The following is a 24,663-nucleotide window of genomic DNA, read 5'->3' on the forward strand; positions in this document are numbered from 1 at the left end:
GCCAGAGTATACCCGTGGTTAGTCCACGTCGAGGCGCTGCCACTGTCCGCCGCGGCGCACGACCAGCCCCTGCTTCTCCAAGGTGACGAGCAGATGGATGGTAAGCGGCAGCCGCAGCCCCGCCTCGCGTGCGATGTCTTGGGCGCTCGCCGTCTCGTCGACGGGCGTCGAGCCGAAAACTTGCAGCTCGTTACGGGACAGCCGCTGCGTCTTCGAGGGCGCGTAGACGAGTTCCAACTGCGCTTCCTCGTCGACGGCACCGACCTGCTCGAGGAGTTCGCGCACACCGTCGGGGCTCATGACGAGCTGCGCGCGATGTTCCTGGATGCGCTTGTGACATCCCACCGAGCCTGGCCCCGTAATCGGTCCGGGCACCACCATCGCGACACGGCCAAGCGCCTCCGTCCAGTTGAGCGTATTGAGCGCTCCCGAACGAAAGGCCGCCTCGATGCACACCGCGCCCGATGTGAGTGCCGCGACCAAACGATTGCGGGTTAAGAACCGATGGCGCTGCGGCTTCGAGCCCGGCGCGAATTCAGTGAGGATGGTCCCGCCGCGGTCCACGATCCGCTCGTAGAGCTTTGCGTTGCGCGCGGGATACGGCTCGTCGATGCCGCACGCGGCGACCACCGCGGTGATACCGCCATGTTCGAGCGCCTGCTCATGTGCAACGGTGTCGACACCCATCGCACCACCCGAAACAATCGTCCACTGGTGTGGCACGAGTCCGGAAACCATGAGGCGCGTCGCGTCAAAGCCGTAGCGGGTAATCGCGCGCGTGCCCACGACAGCGACGGCCTGGCTAACGACCTCGCCCACCGGAGCACCGCGGACCCACAGGCAATGGGGCGCGACGGCGGCCTTGTCGAAGTCCGCGGGGGCATCGGCAAGCCCCGCCGCATAGAAGCCGAAGGCGGAGTTGAACTGCGCGGCCGGCCACTCGGGACTCTCCGGCGTGATGAGCCGTGCGCCCACTTTCTCCGCGGCCGCGATGTCCTCGTCCTGGCGCAGCCAGTCCCGGCGCGCCGAGGTCTCGTCGCGCAGCGCACCCAGCCAGTCCGCCTGGTGATAAATGCCGTGCGCAATGTGCTCCGGGGTGTAGTCCTGAAGCAGCGCGGCCAGCGTGCGCGACGGACCTTCCACCACGCGGTTGAGGTAGACCCACGCCTGCAGCGGCGTATCCAACTTAAGCTCGGTCATGCCGCCACCTCCTCGCGAACGGCGTCGCCGCGAAGATCAAGGGCGGAGGATACGTGTTCGATGGTCGGGCGATCCTGCCCCGCCAGATCCGCGAGCGTCCACGAGAGCTTGAGCGTGCGGTCCACGCCACGCTGGCTTAGCTCTCCCGTCGCGAGGTACGCGCGCAGGAGCTCCATCGCGTCGTCCTCCGCGGGAAAGCGCCGACGCAGGAGGGCGGAGGGCATGCCCGCGTTGGTGTGGACCTGGAGACCGGCCGCCTGCCAACGCGCACGAGAACGCTCGCGCGCGGCGGCGACGCGGTCCGCGATAGCCGCCGAGGTCTCCTCCCCGTCCGCGTGGAGCTGTGCTGAACGGCCCGAGAGCCGCAGGACCATGTCGAGACGGTCGCGCAACGGACCGGAAAGGTTGGACAGGTAGGCCTGCCGCTGTCCCGGCGTGCACGTGCACCGCGCCGGGTCCTCGGCGGCACAACGGCATGGGTTCGCAGCAAGCACGAGTTGGAAGCGCGCCGGGTAGACGACCTCCCGGCGCGAGCGCACGAGCCTCACCTCGCCTTCCTCGAGTGGGGCACGCAAGCCATCGAGGGCGCCGGCGGCGACCTCGGAGGCCTCGTCGAGGAAGAGCACGCCATGGTGCGCGAGCGAGACCGCGCCGGGCCGCGGGCGCCCTGAGCCGCCGCCGAGCAAGGAGGCGCGGGTAATGGAGGAATGCGGCGCGACGAAGGGCGCGGCCTCCACGACGCGTCCCGGCGAGCCCGCGATGGAGTGAATGGCGGTGGCTTCCAGGGACTGCTCCGTGGTGAGCGGCGGCAAAATGGACGGCAAGCGAGCAGCAATCATGGACTTGCCCGCGCCAGGCGGGCCGAGCATGAGCAGATGGTGCCCACCGGCGGCAGCGACCTCGGCCGCATGCTTGGCCGCATGCTGTCCCGCGATATCGCTCATGCAGGGCGCCGGCCCAGCCTCGGGGCGCGTGGGCTGCGCCAGCGACCCCGCGCGAGGCAGGAGGCGACGGCCACACGCCCAGCCGAAGGCATCGGCAAGCGTGCGCGCAACATAGACGGGCATGTCGGGCACGAGTGCGGCCTCCGCCGCGTTGCCAGGCGGGATGACGAGCGACTCGAAGCCGTGGTTTTGCGCGGCGAGCAGCGCAGGAATAACGCCGGGCACGGGACGCACCGTGCCGTCGAGGCCCAGCTCCCCGAGGAAGAGCGTTGTCTCCAGACGGCGCACGATATCGCCGGAGAGCCCGAAGCCGCCTAGCTCTTCTTCCTGTTCCGTCAGCCCCGCGGTGAGAATGGCGAGTGCAATGGGCAGATCGAAGTGCGCGCCGGACTTGGGCAGGCTCGCGGGCGCCATGGACACGATGATCTTCGTCTTTGGCCACGGCAGCGTGCTATTAGACACGGCGGTGCGAATCCGCGAGCGCGCCTCGCTGATTCCGGTATCGGCCATACCCACGATCTGAATGCCGGGCAGGCCCACCCCGATATTCGCCTCGACGTGGACCGGATGCGCGAGCACGCCGTCGAGGGCCGTCGTCGCAGCCTTACCCAGCGCCATGTTCGACTCCTGCGTAATAGTCCACGTCAAAGTCGTCGCCGCGAGCGGTGAGCGCGAGGACGTCAAAGCGCACGTCGGCGAGCGGCCGGGCCCCGGCGAGCCACTGCTGCGCGGCCTTGCGCATGCGCTTGAGCTTGCGCGGGGTGACAGCCTCCGCCACGCCGAAGGCCGGCGTGGAACGCGTCTTTACCTCCACGAAGACGATGGTGCCGTCCTTCTCACGGACAATGAGGTCTAATTCGCCGCACGCGTAAGCGACGTTGCATCCCAGCACCGTCGCGCCCCGAGCGCAATAAAAGCGGGCGGCCCAGCTTTCCCCGCGCCGGGCCAGGTGCGTACGAGCCTGAGTTTTCGTTTGCATGTGTCTGTCTCCTAGTTAGTTACGGACCGCAGTACTACGGCCTCGTACCTAGCCAAGCGGCAGATACACCACAACGACAAGGGGCCGCCTCGCGGGCGGCCCCGATTCTGTGGATAACGTAGTTCACGATATGAGTTATCCACAGAGAGATTGTTCAACACATTGACAGGTCTCATGCCGGTGTGAATGGCACCGGCACGAACGCGCCTAATCCGGCATGATGAAGTCCGGTTTATCGAGCTCCTCGATATTGACGTCCTTGTACGTAATGACGCGGACGTAACGGACGAAACGCGCGGAGCGGTACATGTCCCACACCCAGGCATCAGACATGCGGACCTCGTAGTAGACGTCCGAGCCGGAGGTGTGCGGGATGAGCTCGACGGCGTTGGCAAGGTAGAAGCGGCGCTCGGTCTCCACGACATAAGAGAATTGGCTCACCACATCGCGGTATTCGCGGTAGAGGGACAGCTCGACTTCGGCCTCGTAGTTGTCCAGTTCCTCAGCGCTCATCGTTGCTCCTTGAGAAAGTTACCTCGTTCTTACAGGCTTTAAACTCTAGCGCCCCGTTACGCCCGCGCCACGTTGCCACGCGCGAGAAATTCCGCCTGCGCTCGGGCCACGTTCGCATAGCTCATGCGGTGCTCCGGCGTGGCGCCCAGCTTTCCGATGGCCCCCTCGTGTGCCTTGGTCCCGTAGCCCTTATGCCTCGCAAGCCCATAGCCTGGGTAACGCTCGTCGAGGTCCACCATAATGTGGTCACGGCTCACCTTGGCCAGCACGCTCGCCGCGGCGATACACCGCGCGGCGGCGTCGCCGCCTACCATCGGGAGCTGGGGCACGGGCAGACCGGGGACCTTGAGGGCATCGGTAAGCACATAACGCGGGCGCACCTCGAGGCGCGCGACGGCGCGGCGCATGCCGGAGACGTTGGCATGCTGAATGCCCCAGTAGTCGATGTCTGAGGCCTCGATGTGGACGACCGACCACGCAAGCGCCTTCGCCTTGATGATAGGAAAGAGCTTCTCGCGTGCGGCGGGCGTGAGCTTCTTCGAGTCCGTGAGCGTCGCCAGCTCCGGGATAATCCGCTGGGGTAGCACACACGCGGCGATGGTGATAGGACCGCAGCACGCGCCGCGGCCGGCTTCGTCTACGCCTGCGACGGGCCCCAAGCCGGCTTGGGCGAGCGCGACCTCGTAGGTGCGCTGCTGTTTAAGCGTGCGCATGCTCAACGGTGCCGATGCGGCTCAACGGCATGACGATGGCACGAACCTTGCCGCGCACGTTGTCGACCGGAATGGTGCCTTGCTCCGCGTCACCCAAGTGCGCGCGGGAATCTGCGGAGTTCGTGCGGTTATCTCCCATGACCCAGATGTGGTCCTCGGGTACTGTGACCGGTCCGAAGTAATCGCCGCCGCAGGCCAGCGAGCCCGTCTCCGGCGAAATAGGATTCTGCGGGGGCTGAAGCACGTACGGCTCCGTGCGCGCCTGGCCATCAACCATGATGCCGGGGTCCCCCGCCTGGCACGAGACCGTCTGGCCTTCGGTCGCGATGACGCGCTTGACGAGGATATTCGCGTCGCCCTGAATAAGGCCCGCCGCGGCGAAGAGGTTCTGCAGGCCGCGAATAAACACGTTATGCGATCGCTGCAGCTCATACGTCGTGTTCCACGAGGGCTCGCCTTCGAAGACGACGACATCCCCGGGCTTGGGATCTGCGAAGTAGTAGCTCACTTTTTCCACCGCGATGCGGTCCCCGTTGCAGCCCTGGCACCCGTGGAGCGTCGGTTCCATGGACCCCGACGGGATAACGTAGATGCGTCCGATGAGCGCCGATCCCACCGCCAACAGTACGAAGGCGGCGAGCATGGTTTTCAGCAGCCATGAGGCGTCATCCCGCACGGATTGCCCCAGCGTAATGCGCTGAGGTTCGCGCGGCAGGCGGTGAGTGTCAGCCCTGGATGTCGATGGCATCAACGCCGCCAATGCGCGTGAACGGGAAGAAGATGAAGGAAACCTTGCCGCGAATATTCTCCTCCGGGATCGTGCCCTGGTATTCGTCTTGCATGTGGTAACGCGAATCAAGCGAGTTCGTGCGGTTATCGCCCATCACCCAATAGTTGCCCTCCGGCACGGTGATCGGACCGAAGTACGGGCCGCCGCACTCCTCCGAGCCGTTCGACTCATCGACGGGGTACGTGGGCGGGTTCTGGATATAGGACTGATCGATAGGCTTGCCGTCGACCATAACGGCCGGGTCGCCCGCCTGGCACGAGACCGTCTGGCCACCCGTCGCAATGACGCGCTTGACCAGCGTGTTCTCATCCGGTGGCGTCAGCGAGACGTAGGACAGTGCGTCCTGAATCTTGTGGATGGTCGGGTTATCCGAGCGCGGCGAGGTATACGCGCCATTCCACGAGTCCGTGCCCTTGAAGACCACAACATCGCCCGGCTCCGGATGCTTATCCCCGTAGTAGCTGACCTTCTCGACGAAGATGCGGTCGCCCGTGCATCCCTGGCAGCCATGCAGCGTCGGCTCCATGGACGCGGACGGAATGACGTACTGGCGGCCGATAGTGTTTTGCACCAAACCCACCACCGCGAGCACCGCGACGACGATGAGCAGAGTCTCTACCAGCCACGGCAGCTGCTTCTTCTGCTTCTTCTCGTTCTTCGATCTGGTCTCATCCGGCACACCCGGCACGTGCGAGTCACCGGATGCGGGTACAGCATTATTAGTCACGGGCTAAAGCCTACAACACGACTCGCCGCGTACTGCAGATCCCTCGGATGCCCAAGTCTCGCCGTCGGCTACGCATAAGGTGTGAGCCAGAAGGTTTATTTCGCCCTCCAGAGGGGGAAATAAACCTTCTTCCTCACACCTTTAGGTAACACGCATCGCGTCAGCGCGACATTTAGCGCTCCCGCAGCACTCCCCGCGCGACCTCAAGCAGCCACTCGTCCGCCCAGTCGCGGCCTAGCTTGCCGTCGACGTAGAAGCCCTGCTCGAAGTAGGACACGTGCGTATAGCCGAAGTCGCCGGCGACGCGCAGCGAGTTGATGGTTCCTTGGTTGGCTGGATCCGCCATCGCCGCATCCAATCCCGCCGCGTGTTGAAGCTGCGCGACGAGCTGCGTCGTGACCTGCTTCGCCGCACGCTGGCGCAGCTGCGTGGGCGTGTCCAGCTGCGGCGCGAGTCCCAAGTGATAGGCCTGCCAGTAGACGGATTCGGCGGCATCGACGGCCTTGAAGCCCTCGACTGCTACGTCGAACTAGGCGCCGACCTCGGGGCTTATCGAGTTCAGCGGCTCGGACGCGACCTCGAGCACCGGGATGAGATAGTCCGACATCGCGCCCTCATACGCAAGGTTGGGCAACGCCGCGATGAGCCCGATACCCACGAGCTGCTCAATAGATAGTCCCGGGTGCGTATGCGACTCGAGAATCAGGTAGTACTGGGACAACTCCGCCACGGTCGCCACGAGTGTGGGCACCTGGAGGACGGACGCACCCGACTCGGCCAAGGCCGCGCCCACATCTTTGCCCTCTGACATCCCGGCGAGGAAGCGCTCCACCACGCGGGGCGTCAACGTATCCGAGGGGCCCTCCTATTCGACGCGATTGGCGTAGTCCGCGATATCGCGCACGATGGTATCCGAGGGCGTCGCACATGCCATGTCCGTGTTATTGCACAGGGAGACAACCTTGCCCTCCATGCCTGCGAAGTTTCCGGGGCGCTGGCCGGTCATGCCCTCGCGACCAGCGCTCACGCCCGTCCCGCCGTCGAGGATGATCTCGCCATTCGCCGCGCGTGTGCCCGCGGGCACCGGACCGTAGAGCTTCGCGGGTCGTGCAGGTGGGGCGCCGAGCCGTGCGCGGCCGGGGTCGGCAACAAGGATGACCGCGGCGACATCGTCAGGCGTTACGCCCTTCACGCGGCCGGCGGAAATCTCTGCGGCGATATCACCGGCGACCGAGGCACCCTGGGAGTAGCCAATCACCATGTAGCGCGTGGAAGGGCACGCACGCTCGACGTACTCGAGCTCGCGGCGCGCGTCCTCGACGCCTGCACGCACGGATTCACCATAGGTCGCGGCTTCTGAACCCAGCGCGTTGGGTTGGAAAGCGCTGAATCGGCCGAGGGAGGCCGGATATTGGATATTCGTACCGCTCACATCATCTGCGCCGAGACGAATCTGGAGCGTATCTACGGGATTCCACCCGCTGAAGTCGAGCCCCACCGGCTCCGCGGTGTAATACCGCGCGCTAAATCCCGTGCCGGCCGCCTGCAGAACGTGAATGGCCGTGCACTGGCGTGCGACCGCGCGCGGGGCCGCATGCACCGAAAGCACGGCAATCACAGCGACCAGAAGGCAGGCAAGCACAGAGCGGAGAGCAGAGAGCGTCACGAGGGAATTCTAAGCCGTGCCGTGTAGCCCCGCATAAAACGGCGGAACCGCCCCGCTCCAGCACAGGAGACGAGGCGGTAACAGCGCGCTAGAACTAGCGGCGCTCCTTGATGCGAGCCTTCTTGCCGCGCAGGTCGCGCAGGTAGTACAGCTTCGCACGGCGGACACGGCCACGGCGAACGACCTCGATGGAGGCGATGTTCGGGGAGTGCACCGGGAAGGTACGCTCGACGCCGATACCGAAGGAAACCTTACGGACGGTGAAGGTCTCGCGGATGCCAGCGCCCTGACGGCGGATGCAGACACCCTTGAACAGCTGGGTACGCTCGGTGGTGCCCTCGATGACCTTGACGTTGACGTCAAGGGTATCGCCCGGGCGGAAGTTCGGGATGTCCTCGCGCAGCGAGGCCTTGTCCAGCAGATCAATCTTGTTGGTCATTGATTTTCCTTTTCAATTTAAGACAGAGGACCCAAGCGCTTCCTCAGGGAAGCTGACCGGTTCGTGCCTGTTACATAGAACAGCCATCTATTGTTCCATAACCCCTGCACCCAAACAAAATCTCTCAAATCGCTGACAAACCCGAGGCCTTGTGTTTAGTCTAGGACTCGCACTTATCCCCACGGGAGCCCGCATGGAAGCGGGCTGAGATGGCCGCTGGAACCGCGGCCGCACCGTTCGAACCTGTCTGGTTAGCACCAGCGAAGGAAGAGAGGTCAGGCCCATGTCGGCTACCCATGAGCAAGAAATCCACCCCAAGCACTCCTACTCGCCGATCCGTGAGAAGGGTCTCGAGGTCCCGGAAACCGAAATCCAACTCGACGACTCCCCCACCGGCCCCAACGAGTCTTTCCGCATCTACCGCACCCGCGGCCCGGAATGCGATCCCACGCAAGGGCTTCCGCCCCTGCGACAAGCATGGATCGAAGAGCGTAACGACACCGAAGAATACGAGGGCCGCGCACGCGATCTCGCTGACGACGGCAAGTCTGCCCAGAAGCGTGGTGCCGCGTCCCAGGAATGGAAGGGCACAAAGCCCACGCCACGTAGGGGGACCAAACGCGTCACCCAAATGCACTACGCCCGCCAGGGCATTATCACCAAGGAAATGGAATTCGTCGCCCTGCGCGAGCACTGCGATCCAGAGTTCGTCCGCTCCGAGGTCGCCCGCGGGCGCGCCATCATCCCCAACAACATCAACCACCCCGAGTCCGAGCCCATGATCATCGGCCGGAAGTTCCTCACCAAGATCAACGCCAACATCGGCAACTCGGCGGTCACAAGCTCCATCGAGGAAGAAGTGTCAAAGCTGCGCTGGGCCACTCGCTGGGGCGCAGACACCGTCATGGATCTCTCCACGGGCGACGATATCCACACGACCCGCGAGTGGATCCTGCGCAACTCCCCCGTCCCCATTGGCACGGTGCCCATCTACCAGGCACTGGAAAAGGTAAACGGCATCGCGGAGGACCTCACCTGGGAGATCTTCCGTGACACCGTCATCGAGCAATGCGAACAGGGCGTGGACTACATGACCATCCACGCCGGCGTGTTGCTTCCCTACATTCCGCTTACCACCGAGCGCGTCACCGGCATCGTCAGCCGCGGCGGTTCCATCATGGCCGGCTGGTGCCTCGCCCACCACAAGGAGTCCTTCCTCTACGAGAACTTCGACGAGCTCTGCGAGATCTTCTCCCGCTACGACGTCGCCTTCTCCCTCGGCGACGGCCTGCGCCCCGGCTGCCTCGCGGACGCCAACGACACCGCGCAGTTTGCGGAGCTGAAGACCATCGGCGAGCTCACCCGTCGCGCCTGGGAGTACGACGTCCAGGTCATGGTCGAGGGCCCCGGCCACGTCCCGCTCAACATGATTCAGGAGAACAACGAGTGGGAGCAGGACTGGGCTTCCGATGCCCCCTTCTATACCCTCGGTCCCCTCGTCACCGATATCGCGCCCGGCTACGACCACATCACCTCGGCCATCGGTGCGGCCCACATCGCGATGGGCGGCACGGCGATGCTCTGCTACGTCACGCCGAAGGAGCACCTCGGCCTGCCCAACCGCGACGACGTGAAGACCGGCGTCATTACGTATAAGCTGGCGGCCCATGCCGCCGATGTCGCCAAGGGGCACCCCGGCGCCCGCGCCTGGGACGACGCGATGAGCAAGGCCCGCTTCGAGTTCCGCTGGCACGACCAGTTCGCGCTCTCCCTCGATCCGGATACCGCGCAGGCCTACCACGACGAAACCCTGCCGGCCGAGCCTGCGAAGACGGCCCACTTCTGTTCCATGTGCGGCCCGAAGTTCTGCTCCATGCGCATCAGCCAGGACATTCGCGACACCTTCGGCGCGAAGCTCGGCATGCCCACCATGCCTGCGCCCGCTGGCGCGTCCGCAGAAGCAGCAGGAGAAGCCCTCAAAGCCGCCGAGTTCCGCGCCGCCGGCTCCGAAATCTACCAGGAGGTTTAATCCATGCGCGCCGATCTGCGCTGTTACTTTGTGACAGGTTCCGAGCCTTCCGATGCCCTCGCCCGCCGCGCCGCCGCAGCTGCTTCAGGTGGGGCCGGGGTCATCCAAGTACGTTCGAAGCCCATTTCGGCGCGCGACCTCTATGACCTCGGCGCGGCTGTGTCCACCGCCGTCCACGCCGCGAACCCAGGCACCGCCGTCGTCATCGACGACCGAGTCGACGTCGCCCTCGCCCTGCGCGAGGCGGGCTTCCCCGTCGCCGGTGTCCACCTGGGCCAGGACGATCTCTCCGTCCGCGCGGCCCGCGAGCTCCTCGGCCCCGACGCACTCATCGGGCTCACGACCGGCACCCTGTCCCTCATCGAGGACGCCAACCAGTACGCGGACGTCCTCGACTACGTCGGCTGCGGTCCTTTCCGTGCCACCCCCACGAAGGACTCCGGCCGGCCACCGCTGGGACTCGCGGGCTATCCCGCCATCGTCGCCGCGTCGCAGCTGCCCGTCATCGCTATCGGCGACGTCACCGTCGACGACGCGGCCGACCTCGCCGCCACCGGCGTCGCGGGCGTCGCCGTCGTGCGCGGCATCATGCATGCCGACGATCCGGCCGCCTATTGCACGCGGATCCGCGCCGCCTTCGAGGAGCGCGCATGAGCCACGTCGTCATCGCCGGCGCCGGAATCGTCGGCCTCACCACCGCCGTCGAGCTCGCGAACGCCGGCCACAACGTCACGGTTCTTGATCCCGCGCCTGCCTCCGGCGCCACGCACCACGCCGGCGGCATGCTTGCTCCCGCCGCCGAGGTCGTCTATCAGCAAGACCCGCTCTTCCCACTCATGCAGGCGGCCGGCGCCTGGCACCCGCGGCTCATCGAACTCGTCGCCGCGCACACGGACCTGCCCACCGGCTACCGCGCCGAGGGCACCCTCGTCGTCGCCGCGGACCGCGCGGACGCGCAACACCTCTCCGAACTGCTCGACTACCAGACCGCCCACGGCATGGAGGTCGAACGCATTACGACCCGAGCCGCCCGTTCCATGGAGCCCGCGCTCTCCCCGCGTCTCGCCGGTGCCGTCTCCATCCCCGGCGACACGCAGCTCTTCCCGCGGATGTTCGCCGCGGCCGCCCTCGACGCCGCGCGCAATCTCGGCGTCGACGTCCGCACCGAGCGTGTCACCCGTATCACCCCAGACGGCGCGGTCACCACCGACCAAGGCACCCACCAGGCTGACACTGTGGTGCTCGCAGCCGGACTCGGCGTCGCCCACATCAACGGCTGGTACGAGGACACGAACCCGCTTCAGCTGCGTCCCGTCTATGGCGACATTCTGCGCCTCCGCGTACCCGTCTCTCTCCAGCCGCTTGTCACTCGCGTTGTCCGCGGCTTCGTCGAGGACCGCCCCATCTACGTCATCCCCCGCGTCGACGGCACCATCGCAGTGGGAGCGACGACCCGCGAAGACAGCCTCCCCCGCCGCGTCGGCAGCGTCTACGACCTGCTCCGCGACGCCATCCGCGTCGTCCCCGGCCTCGAGGAATGCGAGCTCCTCGAAGTCACCACCGGCGCCCGCCCCGGCACGCCCGACGATCTCCCCTACCTCGGGCGCCTCCCGCACGCGCCACAGATCATCGTCTCCACCGGCTACTTCCGGCACGGCATCCTGCTGTCTGCTTTCGCTGCTCGCACGACCCGCGAGCTCATCGAAGAGCAGACTCTCACTCTCGACCTCACCGCCTGCGATCCGCTCCGGCATAAGGACTAACCATGCATATCACCCTCAATGGCTCCCCATACGAGACCAACGCCACAACACTCGCCGAGCTCATCACCGAACTCGGCGCGCCCGAAGACGGCACTGCCGCCGCTATCAATGCCCGCGTCGTGCCCAAGTCGGGGTGGCACACAGCGCTCGAGCCCGGCGCGACCGTCGACTTACTCACCGCCGTCCAAGGAGGCTAAGAATGCTCACCATCGCTGATAAGAACTTCGACTCCCACCTCATCATGGGTACCGGCGGCGCCACGAGCTTCGACGCCCTCGAGTCCGCGCTCGCGGCTTCGGGCACGCAGCTCACCACCGTCGCCATGCGCCGCTTCAACCCTCACGCCGGCGGCGAGTCCGTCTTCGGGCTGATCAAGCGACTGGGTATCACACCGCTGCCCAATACGGCGGGCTGCCGCACGGCCCGCGACGCCGTGCTCACGGCACAGCTCGCCCGGGAGGCGCTCGGCACGAACTGGGTGAAGGTCGAAGTCATCACGGACGAGCACACGCTGCTTCCCGATATCGTGGAGACCCTCGACGCCACCGAGCTCCTCGTCGCGGAGGGCTTCACAGTCCTCGCGTACACCAGCGACGACCCGGCCGCAGCACAGCGCCTCGAGGACGCCGGCGCCGCCGCAGTGATGCCGCTCGGCGCGCCCATCGGCACGGGCCTAGGCATCCTCAACCCGCACAATATCGAGCTCATCTGCTCCCGCGCGTCCGTACCCGTCCTCATCGACGCTGGTATTGGCACAGCTTCCGATGCCGCCCGCGCCATGGAGCTCGGCTGCTCCGGTGTCCTCCTCGCCAGCGCCGTCAACCGCTGCCAGGATCCGACGGCCATGGCGAACGCCATGCGCCTCGCAGTTGAATCCGGCCTTCTTGCGCGCGACGCTGGCCGCATTCCGAAGCGCGAACATGCCCAAGCTTCCTCCACCTTCGAGGGCTTCGCGTCGTGGCAAGAGGCGGTTCTGTGACGCCCTTATCTCCGGAGGAAGAACGTCGGACCGCCCGCCAAACCCTGCTCATCGGTCGCGACGCGCAGCAACGACTCCACAACGCACACGTCCTCGTCGTGGGCGCTGGCGGCCTGGGCTGCCCGGCACTGCAGCAGCTGGTAGCAGGAGGCATCGGCAAGCTCACGCTCATCGATGACGACGTCGTGGATCTGACAAACATCCACCGGCAGATACTCTTTGGTGCCGCAGACGTTGGTCACCCCAAGGCGGAGGTCGCAGCCGCCCGAGTACGCGACCTCCAGCCCGGCGTACAGATCGACGCGCGACGCGAGCGTCTCACTTCAGACAACGCGCTCGACCTCGTCGCCGTGGCAGACCTCGTCCTCGACGGCAGTGACACCTATGCAACGAAGTATCTGGTCGCGGACGCCTGCGAGATGACGTCGACCCCGCTCGTCTGGGGCACAGTCCTGCGCTTCCACGGCGACGTCGCGCTCTTCCATTCCGGCGCCGACACCCCGGACGGTCGTGGCGTGGGCCTGCGCGACCTCCTCCCCTCCCCGCCGTCAGACACCGCGACGTGCGAGACCGCCGGCGTCCTCGGCGCGACGACATCCGTCGTGGGCGGACTCATGGCGACCACGGCCTTAGGGTTTCTCTCTGAACTCGACGCACCGGTCGGACGGGTGACGAGCTACGACGCGTTCCCACCGCTATTCCGCACGCTCACCGTGGGCGCAGACCCGGCGCGCCCACTCGTCACCCACCTGCCGGAAGCACAGAAGACTAGCGCTATCGCGCGATGGCCCAGCGCGGTTCTCGATATCCGCGAATACGAGGAGCGACTCTTGGTTGAGCTCACGCCCCCGCCCGGCACACGTCTCGTTGAGCTGCCGCTCTCCCGCATCCACGACGACGCCCACGTCGCCAACGCCCTCCGAGAGCTCGACGCCGACGACGTGGGAGTCCTGTGTGCTCTGGGCAAGAAGTCCGCCGCTTTCGCACTGCGTTACGAGGAGCTTGCGAACACGTGCGGCACGCACCTGCACAACATCGACGGCGGAGCTCGTGTCCTCGGTTCCTAGCTAAACCAGTGGCATGTCTATCGAGCTCAAGTCTTGGTCGGTGACCGACTATCTCGACAGCCCTGAAACCATCGCAGCTCACCGAGATCGTGAAGCCGCTCGCGCCGTCGGGCTGACCCTGCGCGTCGACACGATGGAGGACTAGCCAGCGATTTCCTCGCGGAGTGTCTGCTCCAACGTCGTCGTGTCGTGGCCGATGAGCTGAGACAGGGTCTCGGACGGGCCGTCGAGGCCGCCCTGGGCCACGGCGGTGTCCATGCCGAGCAGGAAGCCCATGGTGCCTTCGTCGACGCCTTCGGCCTCGAGCTTGGCGCGGTGACCATCCTCGTCGGACTCGAGGAACTCGATTTGCTGGCCCGAGACGTCAGCGACGGTCTGGGCGAATTCGAGTGCGGTCCAGGCGGTCTGGCCGCCCAGCTCGAGGGTTTCGCCTCGGTGCTCATCCGTCGTGGCGAGAACAGCGAGCGCCTCCGCGTAGTCCTTGCGGGAAGCGGATGCGATCGTGCCGTCGCCGGAGTGGGCAAAGTGTGCACCGCGGGCGACGACGAGCTGGTAAGCGTCGAGGTAGTTCTCGTTGTACCAGTTGTTGCGGGCAATCGTCGCGGTAATCGGCGAAGCAGCGAGACGCTCCTCCGTCGCCTTGTGCTCCGGCGCGACGAAGAGCGGAGAGTTACCCGCGCGGGTCGCCGAGGTGTAGATGATCTCCTTCACGCCGGCCTTCTCGGCTGCGTCGATGACGTTGGCGTGCTGCTGCTCGCGCTGGCCCATCTCGGAGCCGGAGATGAAGATGAGGGTCTCGACGCCATCGAGTGCGGCGTCGAGGGTCGCCGAGTCGTTGTAGTCCACGACAGCGGTCTGCAGACCCACGTCGGCGAGTGCCTGCAGCTTGCCCTCGTGACGGCCCATGCCGCGGATATCGCCGGGCTGCACGCCACGATTCATGAGTGCGACGACGGTGAGCGCGCCGAGCTGGCCGGTGGCGCCGGTCATGCCGATGGTGGTCATGGAAAACTCCTTACAGTTAGTGTGTTTTCCACGACTCTACCCCGCTTTAATCTTGAAGCGGCGAGCTAGCGGCCAAAGCCGGCGTTGCGGAGGGCATCGGCAAGCGAGCCGCCGCCCTGGTTGCCACGGGACTGCTTATTGCCGCCCTTGCTCTTCGGGCCGCCTTGGCGGCCCCCGCCGCGCTTTTTCGGCGCAGGCTGACCCGGCTCGTCATTGAGGCGCAGCGACAAACCGATGCGCTGACGCTCGACGTCGACCTCCATGACCTTAACCTTGACGACTTGGCCGGAGCGAACGACCTCATGCGGGTCCGAGATAAACTTGTCGCTCATCGCGGAGACGTGGACGAGGCCGTCCTGGTGGACTCCCACGTCAACGAAGGCGCCGAAGGCCGCGACGTTGGTGACGGTGCCCTCGAGGATCATGCCCGGCTTCAGGTCGGAGACCTTCTCGACGCCCTCCTTGAAGGACGCGGTCTTGAACTCCGGGCGCGGGTCGCGGCCGGGTTTGTCGAGCTCCGCAATGATATCGGTGACGGTGGGCACGCCGAAGGTCTCGTCCGCGAAATCCGCGGGCTTGAGCTTGGTGAGGACGGCGGAGTTGCCGATGAGTTCGCCAACTCCCAGGCCGGTGGACTCAGCGATGCGAGCGACGACCGGGTAGGCCTCCGGGTGGACGGCGGAGGCATCAAGCGGATCCGTGCCGCCGGTAATGCGGAGGAAGCCGGCGGCCTGCTCAAACGCCTTGGGTCCGAGTCGCGGGACCTTCTTGAGTTCCTTGCGCGAAGCAAAGGAACCGTTCTCGTCACGGTAAGCAACGATATTGCCCGCGATGGTGGAGTTCACGCCGGCGACGCGCTCAAGCAGCGGGACCGAGGCCGTGTTGAGGTCCACGCCCACGCCGTTGACAGCGTCCTCGACCACACCGTCCAGGGTGCGAGCAAGCGCGGTCTGGTTCACGTCGTGCTGGTACTGCCCCACGCCGATAGCCTTGGGGTCGATCTTGACGAGCTCCGCGAGCGGGTCCTGGAGGCGACGGGCGATGGACACAGCGCCGCGGAGGGAAACGTCCATGTCCGGGAACTCGTCGGCGGCCAGTTGCGAGGCGGAGTACACGGAGGCGCCGGACTCGGAGACCACGACGGGTGTGGGGCGCTTGCCGCCGGCCTTCGCGATGAGGTCCGCGACTTCGTTGGCCATCTTCTCGGACTCACGGGACGCGGTGCCGTTGCCCACGGCCATGAGATCGACGGCGTGCGTCGCGCAGAGCCCGGCGAGGGTCTGCACGGCGTCGTTCCAGCGGTTCTGCGGCTGGTGCGGATACACAATCGCGGTGTCGAGCACCTTGCCGGTGGGGTCCACGACCGCGCACTTCACGCCGTTGCGGTAGCCCGGGTCGATGCCCAGGGTCGCGCGCTGGCCGGCGGGGGCAGCAAGCAGGACGTCGCGCAGGTTCGTGGCGAAGACCTTGAGCGCGCCATCTTCAGCGATTTCTTTGAGGCGCATGCGCACGTCGAGGCCAGACGAGATGTAGAGCTTAGTGCGCCAGCCCCAATGGACGGCGTCGGACAGCCACTTTGAGTCCTTGACATCCAAGTCAAAGCGGTCGGCAATGAGCCCTTCGTATTGGGTATCGTCGCCCGCGTCGAGGTTGAGCTGCAGGATGCCTTCGCTCTCACCGCGCAGGAGCGCGAGGATTCGGTGGGACGGAAGCTTGTCGAAAGGCTCGGAGAACTCGAAGTAATCCTTGAACTTCGCGCCTTCTTGCTCCTTGCCCGCAACGACGCCGGCTGTCATGGTGCCGTCGGTAAACATCTTCTCGCGGACCTCGCCGACGAGGTCCGCGTCGAGTGCGAAACGGTCAATGAGGATGGCACGGGCGCCCTCGAGGGCCTTCTTCGTGTCTTCGAAGCCCTCGGTCTTGTAGTGTTCCGCCAGCTCGGCCGGGTCCGCGGTCGGATTCTCGATCAGCTTATCGGTGAGCGGCTCGAGGCCGGCCTCGCGCGCGATGTCCGCCTTGGTCTTGCGGCGCTTTTTGTACGGCAGGTACAGGTCCTCCAGGCGCGCCTTGGTCTCGCAGCCGCGGATGAGCGCCTTGAGGTCGTCCGTGAGCTTGCCCTGCTCCTCGATGGCGGCAAGCACCGTCTCTTTGCGCTCCTCGAGTTCACGCAGGTACGTCGCACGCTCCTCGATGGTGCGCAGCTGACTGTCGTCGAGCCCGCCGGTGACTTCCTTGCGATAACGCGCAATAAACGGCACGGTATTGCCCTCGGCGAGCAGCTTGAGCGCTGCCTCGATTTGGGACTCGCGTACCCCGATTTCTTGTGCAATGGTAGCTGCAATCATTCGCCTGATTCTACCGGTCGCTTTAGACTCGATCTGTATGAGGGATTGCATCGTCATCGGCGGCGGCCAAGCCGGACTCGCGACCGCGTACTACCTGCGCCGAGCTGGAATCGAACCGCTCATTCTCGACGATCAGAACGGCCCCGGCGCGGCGTGGCGCCATGTGTGGCCGTCCATGACGCTATTTAGCTTGGCGAGCTTTTCTAATCTGCCGGGCATGCCTATGCCGCACTATGACGGTTTCCCGCCAGCCAGTCACGTCATTGCATACCTAGAGAAATACGAAGAGCGCTACGGCTTTGAGGTGCACCGGCCCGTACACGTGTCCTCCTTGTCGTGGACTGGTTGCTCCTATGCGCTGGAGACCTCCGTCGGCGCGATGGAGGCGCGCACCGTCGTCGCAGCGACGGGCACGTGGTCCGCGCCGTACGTGCCCTTCGTCCCCGGCGCCTTCGACGGGACCCAATGGCATTCGGCCCGCTACGCCGGATCTAAGCCTTTTGAGGGCACGCGCGTCGCCGTCGTCGGCGCGAAGAACTCAGGCGCGCAGATCGCAGCGGAGCTCACCCGCGTCGCTGAAGTGACGTGGTACACCCGCCACGAGCCGCGGTGGATGGCGGATGATGTGGACGGGCGCGTGCTTTTTGAGGACGCACACCGCCGCGCCATTGCGCTGATGCGCGGCGAGCCGGATCCCGGGCCAGGCCCTACCGGGGACATCGTCATGCTGCCAGAGATCCTCGAAGCGCGTGATTCCGGCAGGTTGAAAGCGACACCGATGTTCGACTCCCTCGACCGGGTCAAGGCAGATCACTTGATTTGGTGCACCGGGTTCCGTCCGGCGCTGCGCGCGCTGCGGGCTGTCCTTGACTCTTCGAGCGGCACGCCAGTGCCGCTCCATCCGGGTCTCTTTCTCGTGGGCTACGGCGACATCGTGGGCCCGGGCGCCGCGACGATAACCGGCGTAGGTCCGTATGCCAAGCGCGCAGCGGCCGGAGTTAAAGAGCTTCTGAACGACTAGGCTAAACGCCCTTTCCCCACCATAACTTCGAAATTCTGACAGATTTTCGGAGTTAGGGTGGGGAAAGCGCTGGGGCTCGGCATGCTACAGGCACTGCGCCTTGCCGGGACGCGTATCAAAGGCATCATCCGCGAGGTGGCCCTCGTTGGAAGTGCCGTACCAGAGCGTGTTCTCCGGCAGGGCCGCGACGACGGCCTGCGTCAACGCGCGCGGGGCAAGTTCTGTCTCCACATTGAGGGTGAGGCGGTACGTGCCTTGGGTAATCGGCATGGAGTCGTACTTCGCAGTGTATTCGGACACCAGGATGTTCTCCGGGGTGCAGGCGGACTCGACGAGGGTACATGACTCACGCTCGACGGTCGTCTCGGGAGCGAGGGCCGCAGCGAGGTCGAGGCCCGCGATGTCCTGCGGCGACATGAGCACGGTGAGATCAGTACTAGCCTTCAAACCCAAGTTCCTTTAAGTAAGCGCGGTCTTTCTTGTCCAACGCCACGCCTTCCAGCAATTCGGGGCGGCGCTCCAGAGTTCGCTTGAGGGCTTGGTCGCGGTGCCAGCGGTCGACGAGCGCGTGGTTACCGGAGGTGAGCACTTCGGGAACCTCGAGCCCGCGCCATTCGCGGGGCTTGGTGTAACTTGGGCCCTCGAGCAGCCCATCGGAGAAGGAATCCTCTTCGTGCGAGCGTTTATTGCCCAGGACGCCCGGGATCAGGCGTACGACGGCCTCGGCGATGACGAGGACGGCAACTTCCCCACCGATGAGGACGTAGTCGCCAATGGAGACCTCGCGCACGCGGTACCGGTGCGCCGCATCATCGACGACGCGTTGATCGATGCCTTCGTAGCGTCCGCATGCGAAGACGATGTGCTCCTCGCGGGACCAGGCGCGGGCATCGGGCTGCACGAAAGGCTTTCCAGCGGGAGTTGGCACGATAAGCAGCGGCAACGACGGGTCTTCGCCTTCACGCACGTCACGACCCTCGTAGGGGGTTGCCTCAACGCCCTCAACATCGTCGTGCGTCGGACGAGCAAGGTGCGGAAGCGAGGACTCGAGTTCAGTGGCCGCGGCGGTCCCCGCGGCGACATCATCCAGCGCAGGGCCCCAGACCTCCGGCTTCATGACCATGCCAGGGCCGCCGCCAAACGGCGAGTCATCCACTGACTTGTGGACGTCCGTGGCCCAGCCGCGCAGGTCGTGGACGCCGACAGAAAGGCGACCTTGTTCGATCGCTTTGCCCAGCAGCGCGTGGCGCAGCGGGTCGAGATACTCGGGAAAGATGGTGACAACGTCGAGCCTCATAGATCGAACAGCCCCTCTGGCGGAGTGATGGTGCACGTGCCAGCCTCCAGGTCAATGTCGGGCACAATTTCCTCGACGAACGGGACCAAGACTTCCTTGCCACCGTCGAGAGTGAGCTCGAGGAGCGACTGCGCGGGGCCGTGCGTGACACCGGTGACCTCACCGACATCGGCACCGTTGTGAATGACGCGCAGGCCTTCGAGCTCGTGGTCGTAGAAGCCATCATCGTCCGGGTCTTCAAGCGGCGGCGCGAAGAACTGGGTGCCGCGCAGCGTATCCGCTGTCGTGCGGTCGTGAATCTCCTCGAAGAAGATAAGGAGTCGTCCCTTGTGTACGCGCACGGACTTCACCGTGAGCGTGTGTTCCTTTTTTCCTTGCGTGCCATGCAGGACCTCGCCCACGGCGTACCGGATCTCCGGTTCGTCCGTGGTGGGCTCGACAACGAGTTCGCCCTTGATGCCGTGCGATTTGATGACGCGGCCGATGAGTAATTCCATGCCGCCTACTCTATAGGGTCAGGCTTTCGCTGCGACCAAGAACACCTACCAGGCGGTTGAGCGGGCCCGTAGGCTGGGCGCATGACAACCCCAGAGAACCCTTCCTCCCTGCCCATCAATGACGTGACGACCTTCGGCGACGCTGCGCATGAGGGCGGCGGACTCGTCTTCCTCGATTTCCTTGCGGAGGCGCCTGCTGCCGATGCCTCCCGCCCGCGACCCGCAGTCAAGCGTGTCCTCAGCGGACACCGCGCCAACCACATCGTCTTCACCTTCGTGCCCGGCCAGACCTTGCCGGATCATAAGGCGGCCCACCCCATCACCGTGCAAGTCCTCACAGGCTCTGTGCTCTTCGAGTGCGAAGGCGACACCCACGAACTGCACCCGGGTGTCGCAGTCCACCTGCCGGCCCACCTTCCGCATGCGGTGCGGCTGCCGAAAAACTCTGATCACGGCCAGGCGATCATGCTGCTCACCATGCACACGGGTGAATAAAGCCGATAAGAACTCGCGATAACACCCACTGGACCTGAGACACTTATAATCTATTTCTGTGAGTACGAAGCCTTATCACCACGGAAACCTCAAGGGCGAGTTGTTGCGCGTCGCCGAAGAGATCGGCCGCGAAGAAGGGCCCGAAGCGATCTCCATTCGCCAAGTCACCCGCCGCGTCGGTGTGTCCCCCACGGCGGCCTACCGTCACTACACGGACCAGGAGGAGCTCCTCAACGCCGTGTCCACCCGCGCGGTCGACGAGCTCATCGCGCGTCTCAACGTGGTCCTCACCGATCGCGAGAGCCGCCCCCTCGTTGCGGACCGCATGATGGCGTGTGCGTGGGTCTACTTCAACTTCGCGATGGAAGAGCCCCAAATGTTTCGTTGCATGCTCGCCGGACGTGGCTTGGACCTTCCCACCGTGATGGGCGGCAGCGGCGGTGATGAGGAGCATCTCGAGCCACACGTACAGGCGCTGCGGGAATTCTCCGAGTGTTTCCGCATCCATGCCCAGCGCACGGACGGCGTGAGCCACCTCCAGTACTTCATGCAGAACGCGCTCGCCGCGTGGTCCACGGTCCACGGCTTTACCGTGCTCTGTACGACCGGCCAGATGGCGGATCTGCCGCGTGAGATGAAGAACGAGCTCGCCCAAGGCGTCTTCGCCTCCGCCATGCGCGGCACAGACTTCACGGATGTCAACGACCCGTTCCGCAACTACCCCGACGGCAAGCCAGATTCGGACGACGATACCTAGGCCGTCGCGCCCATGACGTTGGAAGCAGTTCCACCCCAAGGCACCGAAAATTCATAGCCTGTCCACCCGAGTGGGCGGGCTATGTTTATGCCCATTCCCGCCGTCCGAAAGGACAGTGGAACTAGTCGCTGGCTTCGGTATGACCTATTCCTGTCCCTGTCTGACAATAATCCGGGGGTGTTCCTGCTCCAGGGCCGCATTGTATGGGGAAAACGCGTAAACCCCCGCAACCGCGAACGGTGACGGGGTAGCGCTTAAGCAGAATTACTCTGCGGACTCCTCAGCCGGAGCTTCCTCAGCAGCCTCAGCCTCAGCGGCAGCCTTGGCCTCAGCCTCGGCGGCGGCAGCAGCCTCAGCAGCAGCCTTAGCCTCAGCCTCTTCCTTGGCCTTGCGCTTCTTCTCGGTGATGGCCTCGAGGGTCGGGCCGTTGGCAGCCTCAGACAGGGCAGCGTTGAAGAGGTCAAGCTTGGACGGCTTCTCCTCGGCCACCTGAAGGGTGCCCTCGGCGCCCGGCAGGCCCTTGAACTTCTGCCAGTCACCGGTGACCTTCAGCAGAGCGAGTACCGGCTCGGTCGGCTGTGCGCCGACGCCCAGCCAGTACTGTGCGCGCTCGGAATCGATCTGAATGAGGGACGGCTGCTGCTTCGGGGAGTAGATGCCGATGTTCTCGATAGCCTTACCGGAACGACGGGTGCGGGCATCAGCGATGATTACGCGGTACTCAGGGGTGCGGATCTTACCGATACGCTGCAGCTTAATCTTAACGGCCATGATTGGCTCCTTTGCGTGTAGTCACTGGGCAGTACAGACACGCGAGCCGTGTGCTCGCGCCGGTTCAACCCTCGGATTTAGCCTGCGTGTGACATGCCCGCCGTCCGTAGGCGGTGGGGGCGTTACGCAGGATAAGTATCAAATTGTGCCGCCACATGCGTGGCAACCCGACATATATTACAGGCAACCAGGCCAATTCCGGAAATCACGTCGCGTCAGTTCCGGTTTTCATGCATGCGCCAGGTAACCTTACGGGCCGTACCTAGTTTATAGCTTCCCGTTTGCCTGCTCTTTCTTTCCCCGTCTCCTGCGACGGGATTATAGGAGGAGCACTAAGGACGAGGTCAGGACCCACCCACACCATGGCAGAATCAACACGAAATTTCCGCTACCGTTACGATCTTGATGGACTGCGCGGCATCGCGATCGGCCTCGTCGTCCTCTATCACGTCTTCGTGGGACGCGTCTCCGGCGGCGTGGACGTCTTCTTGTTGCTCTCTGGCTACTTCTTCCTGGGCTCCCAGCTACGCTACACGGAAAAGCCGAATGCCTCTTTTAACCCGTGGTGGCCGATCTGGCGCACGCTGCGCCGCCTGGTCCCGGCGCTTGCGCTCACGGTGGGTGCAACGTTCCTCCTCGTCAAGTTCTTCACCCCGCAACTGCTGCGCACGGAGCTCGTCCAGCAGATCACGGCGACGGTGTTTTACTACCAGAACTGGGAGCTGGCACGGCAGAACGCCGATTATGCGGCGGCATCGGCAAGCACCTCGCCGCTGCAGCACCTGTGGTCCATGGCCGTGCAGGGCCAGTTCTATGTCATGTCCATCGCGTTTGCGCTGGGCTTGGGGCTCCTCGTCCGCGCACTGGGCCGCCGCACCCTCACCGTGCAGAAGATCGCCGGCCCCATCCTCGTTATCGTCACGATCGCGTCCTTCGCATACGCCTGCCGCTTTGGTCTCTACGGCCCGGCCGCAAACTACTACTCCACCTGGTCGCGTGCGTGGGAGCTCACGCTCGGCGGTGTGCTCGCCATCTACGGTGCAAAGCTGGCCGTCCCCCAGCGTTTTTCCAACTTCTTTACGGGCTTCGGCCTCCTCGCGCTCATCTGCACGGGCGCGCTTATCGCGAATACGGCGGCCTACCCCGGTCCGCTGTCCTTGCTGCCGCTCGGCGGTGCCGTGCTCATCATCCTGGGCGGCGGCGGATCCCTGTCCCAGGCCATGGCCTCGAAGAAGGCACGCTGGCTCGGCGACGTCGCCTACCCGCTCTACCTGTGGCACTGGCCGCTGCTCATCCTGTCCACGGCGTACCTGGGCATGGAGCGCCCCACCTGGTGGCTGGGCGTTATCATCATCGCCATTTCGCTCGTCCTCGCGGATCTCACGCACCGCTTCCTCGAGCGTCCGCTGCGCCAGCGCCGCAAGCGCCCGACGCGCGACGATATGCCGGTCAATTCTGCGCTCGCCTCTCTGCGCACTACGGCCGGCGCCTGGCGCGGCGTGGGCGGCGTGCTTATGGGCGCAGCGACCATTGCGCTGCTTACTATTCAGCCCGTGTGGATGTCCCAGGTCCGCGACGGCGAGGGCCTCACCCTCGACCCCGCGCGCTACCCCGGCGCCATGGCGTTCAACGGCACCACGGCCCCAGAGGGTGTCACGGTCCAGCCGGATCCTATCCTCGTGGGCGGCATCATGCCTCCGACCTCGACCTCGCATTGCTTCGTGGCGAAGCAGGCGGATCCGAACTACTACAACACGGAACGCGTAGACGGAACGCCGTGCATCTTCGGCGACCAGGATGCGGACTTCAAGGTCTACCTCGTCGGCGGTTCCCACGCCGAGCAGTGGGCCTCGGGCCTAGACAAGCTTGGCCGCGAGATGCACTTCCAGCTCGTTCCGATCGTCCGCCAAGACTGCCCCATCGAGTTGGGCGATGACGTAACCGTCACCCCGGAGTGCAAGGCCTGGGCCGAGGGCGCCGTCGAGCAGATCGTCGATGGCGGTGCGGACCTCGTCATCTCCAACACCACGCGTCCACAGGACTTCTACGGTCACGGCCCCGACGTCGTGCCAGCCGGCTACGCCGCGTTCTGGGACTTCCTCGCGGAGCAGAACATTCCGTTCATGGGCCTGCGCGATAACCCGTGGGGCTTCGACGCCGCTGGCGTGGGCCGCGAGTTTGACGAGTGCTACGTCGCAACCCAGGACGTGGACGCGTGCAGCATGGACCGCAACCAGGTCTACGCCCCAGTGGACCCGGCCGCGATTGTGCTTGCGAAGTACAAGAACATGATCGCCGTTGATACCTCCAACTGGTTCTGTGACGACACGCAGTGCCCCGTCATTATCGGCAACGTCTTCGTCTACCGCGACATGCACCACATCTCGAATGCCTTCGCAGACTCGGCAATGCCGCTGCTACGTCAGTACATCGAGCCCTTCATGAAGGGCGAGACGGTCCAACAAGAGGCTCCCGATGCCCCCGCGGGCGAAGACCCCGCAGCCCCCACTGCCACGCCGTACGACGAAGAACACCAGAACCCCCGCACCACGGCGGACGTTGCCCCTTACCCCATGGTCGCGGCCCCCACCGCGGTTTAAACCCGCCTCACGCCGCACATGGCCCTAGGAGGTTGGTCATTTACCCAGCTCGCCGAATTCCCATGA

28 protein-coding genes and 1 riboswitch are annotated in these 24,663 nt (G+C 65.0%); of the genes, 11 read left to right on the plus strand and 17 right to left on the minus strand.

All coding sequences use genetic code 11. The annotated features are described in order from the left end of the window. Positions 1-18 precede the first annotated feature (18 nt). From dprA to rplS, 11 genes are all read right to left on the minus strand, one after another. Positions 19-1,200 (minus strand): DNA-processing protein DprA, encoded by a 1,182-nt coding sequence (gene dprA / locus HMPREF0307_RS02965; RefSeq protein ID WP_066486844.1) that lies wholly within the window; start codon positions 1,198-1,200, stop codon positions 19-21. Continuing rightward, complete coding sequence (locus HMPREF0307_RS02970) at positions 1,197-2,762, minus strand: YifB family Mg chelatase-like AAA ATPase (RefSeq protein WP_066486848.1); 1,566 nt, start codon at positions 2,760-2,762, stop codon at positions 1,197-1,199. The genes dprA and HMPREF0307_RS02970 overlap by 4 nt, the downstream gene beginning before the upstream one ends. Beyond that, on the minus strand, positions 2,749-3,123 hold the full coding sequence (locus HMPREF0307_RS02975) for a YraN family protein (RefSeq protein WP_066486856.1): 375 nt from the start codon (positions 3,121-3,123) through the stop codon (positions 2,749-2,751). The genes HMPREF0307_RS02970 and HMPREF0307_RS02975 overlap by 14 nt, the downstream gene beginning before the upstream one ends. A gap of 207 nt (positions 3,124-3,330) precedes the next feature. Then, positions 3,331-3,636: a DUF2469 domain-containing protein gene (locus HMPREF0307_RS02980; RefSeq protein ID WP_066486858.1), complete on the minus strand. Its 306-nt coding sequence runs from the start codon at positions 3,634-3,636 to the stop codon at positions 3,331-3,333. Between the two features lie 56 nt (positions 3,637-3,692). Beyond that, the gene (locus HMPREF0307_RS02985) at positions 3,693-4,349 is read right to left on the minus strand and encodes a ribonuclease HII (RefSeq protein ID WP_066486864.1); all 657 of its coding nucleotides are present in this window, start codon (positions 4,347-4,349) and stop codon (positions 3,693-3,695) included. Beyond that, positions 4,336-4,992, minus strand: coding sequence for a signal peptidase I (gene lepB / locus HMPREF0307_RS02990; RefSeq protein ID WP_230384067.1), 657 nt, complete (start codon positions 4,990-4,992; stop codon positions 4,336-4,338). The genes HMPREF0307_RS02985 and lepB (HMPREF0307_RS02990) overlap by 14 nt, the downstream gene beginning before the upstream one ends. 82 nt (positions 4,993-5,074) lie before the next feature. Continuing rightward, positions 5,075-5,827, minus strand: coding sequence for a signal peptidase I (gene lepB / locus HMPREF0307_RS02995; RefSeq protein ID WP_231725020.1), 753 nt, complete (start codon positions 5,825-5,827; stop codon positions 5,075-5,077). 211 nt (positions 5,828-6,038) lie between these two features. Beyond that, positions 6,039-6,326, minus strand: a complete 288-nt coding sequence (locus tag HMPREF0307_RS03000) for a hypothetical protein (RefSeq protein WP_066486871.1) — start codon at positions 6,324-6,326, stop codon at positions 6,039-6,041. Positions 6,327-6,395: 69 nt separating this feature from the next. Next, positions 6,396-6,713, minus strand: a complete 318-nt coding sequence (locus HMPREF0307_RS03005; RefSeq protein WP_231725013.1) for a hypothetical protein — start codon at positions 6,711-6,713, stop codon at positions 6,396-6,398. A gap of 18 nt (positions 6,714-6,731) precedes the next feature. Then, entirely contained in the window at positions 6,732-7,532 is an 801-nt protein-coding gene (locus HMPREF0307_RS03010) for a cutinase family protein (protein WP_066486877.1), read from the minus strand. A gap of 94 nt (positions 7,533-7,626) precedes the next feature. Continuing rightward, positions 7,627-7,971: a 50S ribosomal protein L19 gene (rplS, locus tag HMPREF0307_RS03015; RefSeq protein WP_066486884.1), complete on the minus strand. Its 345-nt coding sequence runs from the start codon at positions 7,969-7,971 to the stop codon at positions 7,627-7,629. A gap of 171 nt (positions 7,972-8,142) precedes the next feature. Continuing rightward, positions 8,143-8,258, plus strand: a riboswitch (TPP riboswitch). On the opposite strand from rplS, the gene thiC reads away from it, so the two are divergent. The 7 genes from thiC (at position 8,255) to HMPREF0307_RS13415 (ending at position 13,954) form a co-directional block, all read left to right on the plus strand. Then, positions 8,255-10,000 carry a phosphomethylpyrimidine synthase ThiC gene (thiC, locus tag HMPREF0307_RS03020; protein ID WP_066486887.1) on the plus strand — a complete coding sequence of 582 codons (1,746 nt, stop codon included), beginning with the start codon at positions 8,255-8,257 and terminating at the stop codon, positions 9,998-10,000. Its footprint overlaps the riboswitch before it by 4 nt. Positions 10,001-10,003: 3 nt before the next feature. Then, positions 10,004-10,654 (plus strand): thiamine phosphate synthase, encoded by a 651-nt coding sequence (locus tag HMPREF0307_RS03025; RefSeq protein WP_066486889.1) that lies wholly within the window; start codon positions 10,004-10,006, stop codon positions 10,652-10,654. Beyond that, the gene (gene thiO, locus HMPREF0307_RS03030) at positions 10,651-11,763 is read left to right on the plus strand and encodes a glycine oxidase ThiO (RefSeq protein WP_066486891.1); all 1,113 of its coding nucleotides are present in this window, start codon (positions 10,651-10,653) and stop codon (positions 11,761-11,763) included. Before HMPREF0307_RS03025 ends, thiO begins: the two co-directional genes overlap by 4 nt. Positions 11,764-11,765: 2 nt before the next feature. Then, positions 11,766-11,960 (plus strand): sulfur carrier protein ThiS, encoded by a 195-nt coding sequence (thiS, locus tag HMPREF0307_RS03035; RefSeq protein WP_066486896.1) that lies wholly within the window; start codon positions 11,766-11,768, stop codon positions 11,958-11,960. A gap of 2 nt (positions 11,961-11,962) precedes the next feature. Further along, positions 11,963-12,742 (plus strand): thiazole synthase, encoded by a 780-nt coding sequence (locus HMPREF0307_RS03040; protein ID WP_066486900.1) that lies wholly within the window; start codon positions 11,963-11,965, stop codon positions 12,740-12,742. Then, the gene (locus HMPREF0307_RS03045; RefSeq protein ID WP_066486903.1) at positions 12,739-13,809 is read left to right on the plus strand and encodes a ThiF family adenylyltransferase; all 1,071 of its coding nucleotides are present in this window, start codon (positions 12,739-12,741) and stop codon (positions 13,807-13,809) included. The genes HMPREF0307_RS03040 and HMPREF0307_RS03045 overlap by 4 nt, the downstream gene beginning before the upstream one ends. 13 nt (positions 13,810-13,822) lie before the next feature. Beyond that, complete coding sequence (locus HMPREF0307_RS13415; protein WP_255356842.1) at positions 13,823-13,954, plus strand: hypothetical protein; 132 nt, start codon at positions 13,823-13,825, stop codon at positions 13,952-13,954. On the opposite strand, the gene HMPREF0307_RS03050 is transcribed toward HMPREF0307_RS13415, so the two are convergent. Continuing rightward, positions 13,951-14,814 carry an NAD(P)H-binding protein gene (locus HMPREF0307_RS03050; protein WP_066486906.1) on the minus strand — a complete coding sequence of 288 codons (864 nt, stop codon included), beginning with the start codon at positions 14,812-14,814 and terminating at the stop codon, positions 13,951-13,953. The genes HMPREF0307_RS13415 and HMPREF0307_RS03050 overlap by 4 nt on opposite strands. Before the next feature lie 65 nt (positions 14,815-14,879). Further along, positions 14,880-17,159, minus strand: a complete 2,280-nt coding sequence (locus HMPREF0307_RS03055) for a Tex family protein (RefSeq protein WP_066486921.1) — start codon at positions 17,157-17,159, stop codon at positions 14,880-14,882. Positions 17,160-17,196: 37 nt separating this feature from the next. Here HMPREF0307_RS03055 and HMPREF0307_RS03060 point away from each other — a divergent pair, with 37 nt between their 5' ends. Then, positions 17,197-18,180, plus strand: a complete 984-nt coding sequence (locus HMPREF0307_RS03060) for an FAD-dependent oxidoreductase (RefSeq protein WP_066486928.1) — start codon at positions 17,197-17,199, stop codon at positions 18,178-18,180. A gap of 84 nt (positions 18,181-18,264) precedes the next feature. On the opposite strand, the gene HMPREF0307_RS03065 is transcribed toward HMPREF0307_RS03060, so the two are convergent. From HMPREF0307_RS03065 to rimM, 3 genes are read right to left on the minus strand one after another with little or no spacing between them, the layout of a single operon-like run. Then, positions 18,265-18,627 (minus strand): hypothetical protein, encoded by a 363-nt coding sequence (locus HMPREF0307_RS03065; protein ID WP_066486932.1) that lies wholly within the window; start codon positions 18,625-18,627, stop codon positions 18,265-18,267. Then, positions 18,617-19,477 (minus strand): tRNA (guanosine(37)-N1)-methyltransferase TrmD, encoded by an 861-nt coding sequence (gene trmD / locus HMPREF0307_RS03070; RefSeq protein WP_066486942.1) that lies wholly within the window; start codon positions 19,475-19,477, stop codon positions 18,617-18,619. Before trmD ends, HMPREF0307_RS03065 begins: the two co-directional genes overlap by 11 nt. Next, positions 19,474-19,974: a ribosome maturation factor RimM gene (gene rimM / locus HMPREF0307_RS03075; RefSeq protein ID WP_066486958.1), complete on the minus strand. Its 501-nt coding sequence runs from the start codon at positions 19,972-19,974 to the stop codon at positions 19,474-19,476. Before rimM ends, trmD begins: the two co-directional genes overlap by 4 nt. 81 nt (positions 19,975-20,055) lie before the next feature. Between rimM and HMPREF0307_RS03080 the strand changes: the two genes are divergently transcribed. Both HMPREF0307_RS03080 and HMPREF0307_RS03085 read left to right on the plus strand, forming a co-directional pair. Continuing rightward, positions 20,056-20,469, plus strand: coding sequence for a cupin domain-containing protein (locus tag HMPREF0307_RS03080; protein ID WP_066486960.1), 414 nt, complete (start codon positions 20,056-20,058; stop codon positions 20,467-20,469). 58 nt (positions 20,470-20,527) lie between these two features. Then, the gene (locus HMPREF0307_RS03085; protein ID WP_082723196.1) at positions 20,528-21,226 is read left to right on the plus strand and encodes a TetR/AcrR family transcriptional regulator; all 699 of its coding nucleotides are present in this window, start codon (positions 20,528-20,530) and stop codon (positions 21,224-21,226) included. 264 nt (positions 21,227-21,490) lie between these two features. Here the strand turns inward: HMPREF0307_RS03085 and rpsP are convergent, their stop codons facing one another. Further along, complete coding sequence (gene rpsP / locus HMPREF0307_RS03090) at positions 21,491-21,997, minus strand: 30S ribosomal protein S16 (RefSeq protein WP_066486968.1); 507 nt, start codon at positions 21,995-21,997, stop codon at positions 21,491-21,493. A gap of 362 nt (positions 21,998-22,359) precedes the next feature. On the opposite strand from rpsP, the gene HMPREF0307_RS03095 reads away from it, so the two are divergent. Further along, entirely contained in the window at positions 22,360-24,597 is a 2,238-nt protein-coding gene (locus tag HMPREF0307_RS03095; protein WP_066486970.1) for an acyltransferase family protein, read from the plus strand. Positions 24,598-24,663: the final 66 nt, after the last annotated feature.

The organism is Corynebacterium sp. DNF00584 (genome assembly GCF_001552965.1).
In the GTDB taxonomy this organism is placed as follows: domain Bacteria; phylum Actinomycetota; class Actinomycetes; order Mycobacteriales; family Mycobacteriaceae; genus Corynebacterium; species Corynebacterium phoceense.

Coding starts and splice junctions, on each gene's coding strand:
- dprA (WP_066486844.1), bottom strand. CDS start 1,200: ATGACCGAGCTTAAGTTGGATACGCCGCTGCAGGCGTGGGTCTACCTC.
- HMPREF0307_RS02970 (WP_066486848.1), bottom strand. CDS start 2,762: ATGGCGCTGGGTAAGGCTGCGACGACGGCCCTCGACGGCGTGCTCGCG.
- HMPREF0307_RS02975 (WP_066486856.1), bottom strand. CDS start 3,123: ATGCAAACGAAAACTCAGGCTCGTACGCACCTGGCCCGGCGCGGGGAA.
- HMPREF0307_RS02980 (WP_066486858.1), bottom strand. CDS start 3,636: ATGAGCGCTGAGGAACTGGACAACTACGAGGCCGAAGTCGAGCTGTCC.
- HMPREF0307_RS02985 (WP_066486864.1), bottom strand. CDS start 4,349: ATGCGCACGCTTAAACAGCAGCGCACCTACGAGGTCGCGCTCGCCCAA.
- lepB (WP_230384067.1), bottom strand. CDS start 4,992: ATGCTCGCCGCCTTCGTACTGTTGGCGGTGGGATCGGCGCTCATCGGA.
- rplS (WP_066486884.1), bottom strand. CDS start 7,971: ATGACCAACAAGATTGATCTGCTGGACAAGGCCTCGCTGCGCGAGGAC.
- thiC (WP_066486887.1), top strand. CDS start 8,255: ATGTCGGCTACCCATGAGCAAGAAATCCACCCCAAGCACTCCTACTCG.
- HMPREF0307_RS03025 (WP_066486889.1), top strand. CDS start 10,004: ATGCGCGCCGATCTGCGCTGTTACTTTGTGACAGGTTCCGAGCCTTCC.
- thiO (WP_066486891.1), top strand. CDS start 10,651: ATGAGCCACGTCGTCATCGCCGGCGCCGGAATCGTCGGCCTCACCACC.
- thiS (WP_066486896.1), top strand. CDS start 11,766: ATGCATATCACCCTCAATGGCTCCCCATACGAGACCAACGCCACAACA.
- HMPREF0307_RS03040 (WP_066486900.1), top strand. CDS start 11,963: ATGCTCACCATCGCTGATAAGAACTTCGACTCCCACCTCATCATGGGT.
- HMPREF0307_RS13415 (WP_255356842.1), top strand. CDS start 13,823: ATGTCTATCGAGCTCAAGTCTTGGTCGGTGACCGACTATCTCGACAGC.
- HMPREF0307_RS03050 (WP_066486906.1), bottom strand. CDS start 14,814: ATGACCACCATCGGCATGACCGGCGCCACCGGCCAGCTCGGCGCGCTC.
- HMPREF0307_RS03055 (WP_066486921.1), bottom strand. CDS start 17,159: ATGATTGCAGCTACCATTGCACAAGAAATCGGGGTACGCGAGTCCCAA.
- HMPREF0307_RS03060 (WP_066486928.1), top strand. CDS start 17,197: ATGAGGGATTGCATCGTCATCGGCGGCGGCCAAGCCGGACTCGCGACC.
- trmD (WP_066486942.1), bottom strand. CDS start 19,477: ATGAGGCTCGACGTTGTCACCATCTTTCCCGAGTATCTCGACCCGCTG.
- rimM (WP_066486958.1), bottom strand. CDS start 19,974: ATGGAATTACTCATCGGCCGCGTCATCAAATCGCACGGCATCAAGGGC.
- HMPREF0307_RS03080 (WP_066486960.1), top strand. CDS start 20,056: ATGACAACCCCAGAGAACCCTTCCTCCCTGCCCATCAATGACGTGACG.
- rpsP (WP_066486968.1), bottom strand. CDS start 21,997: ATGGCCGTTAAGATTAAGCTGCAGCGTATCGGTAAGATCCGCACCCCT.
- HMPREF0307_RS03095 (WP_066486970.1), top strand. CDS start 22,360: ATGGCAGAATCAACACGAAATTTCCGCTACCGTTACGATCTTGATGGA.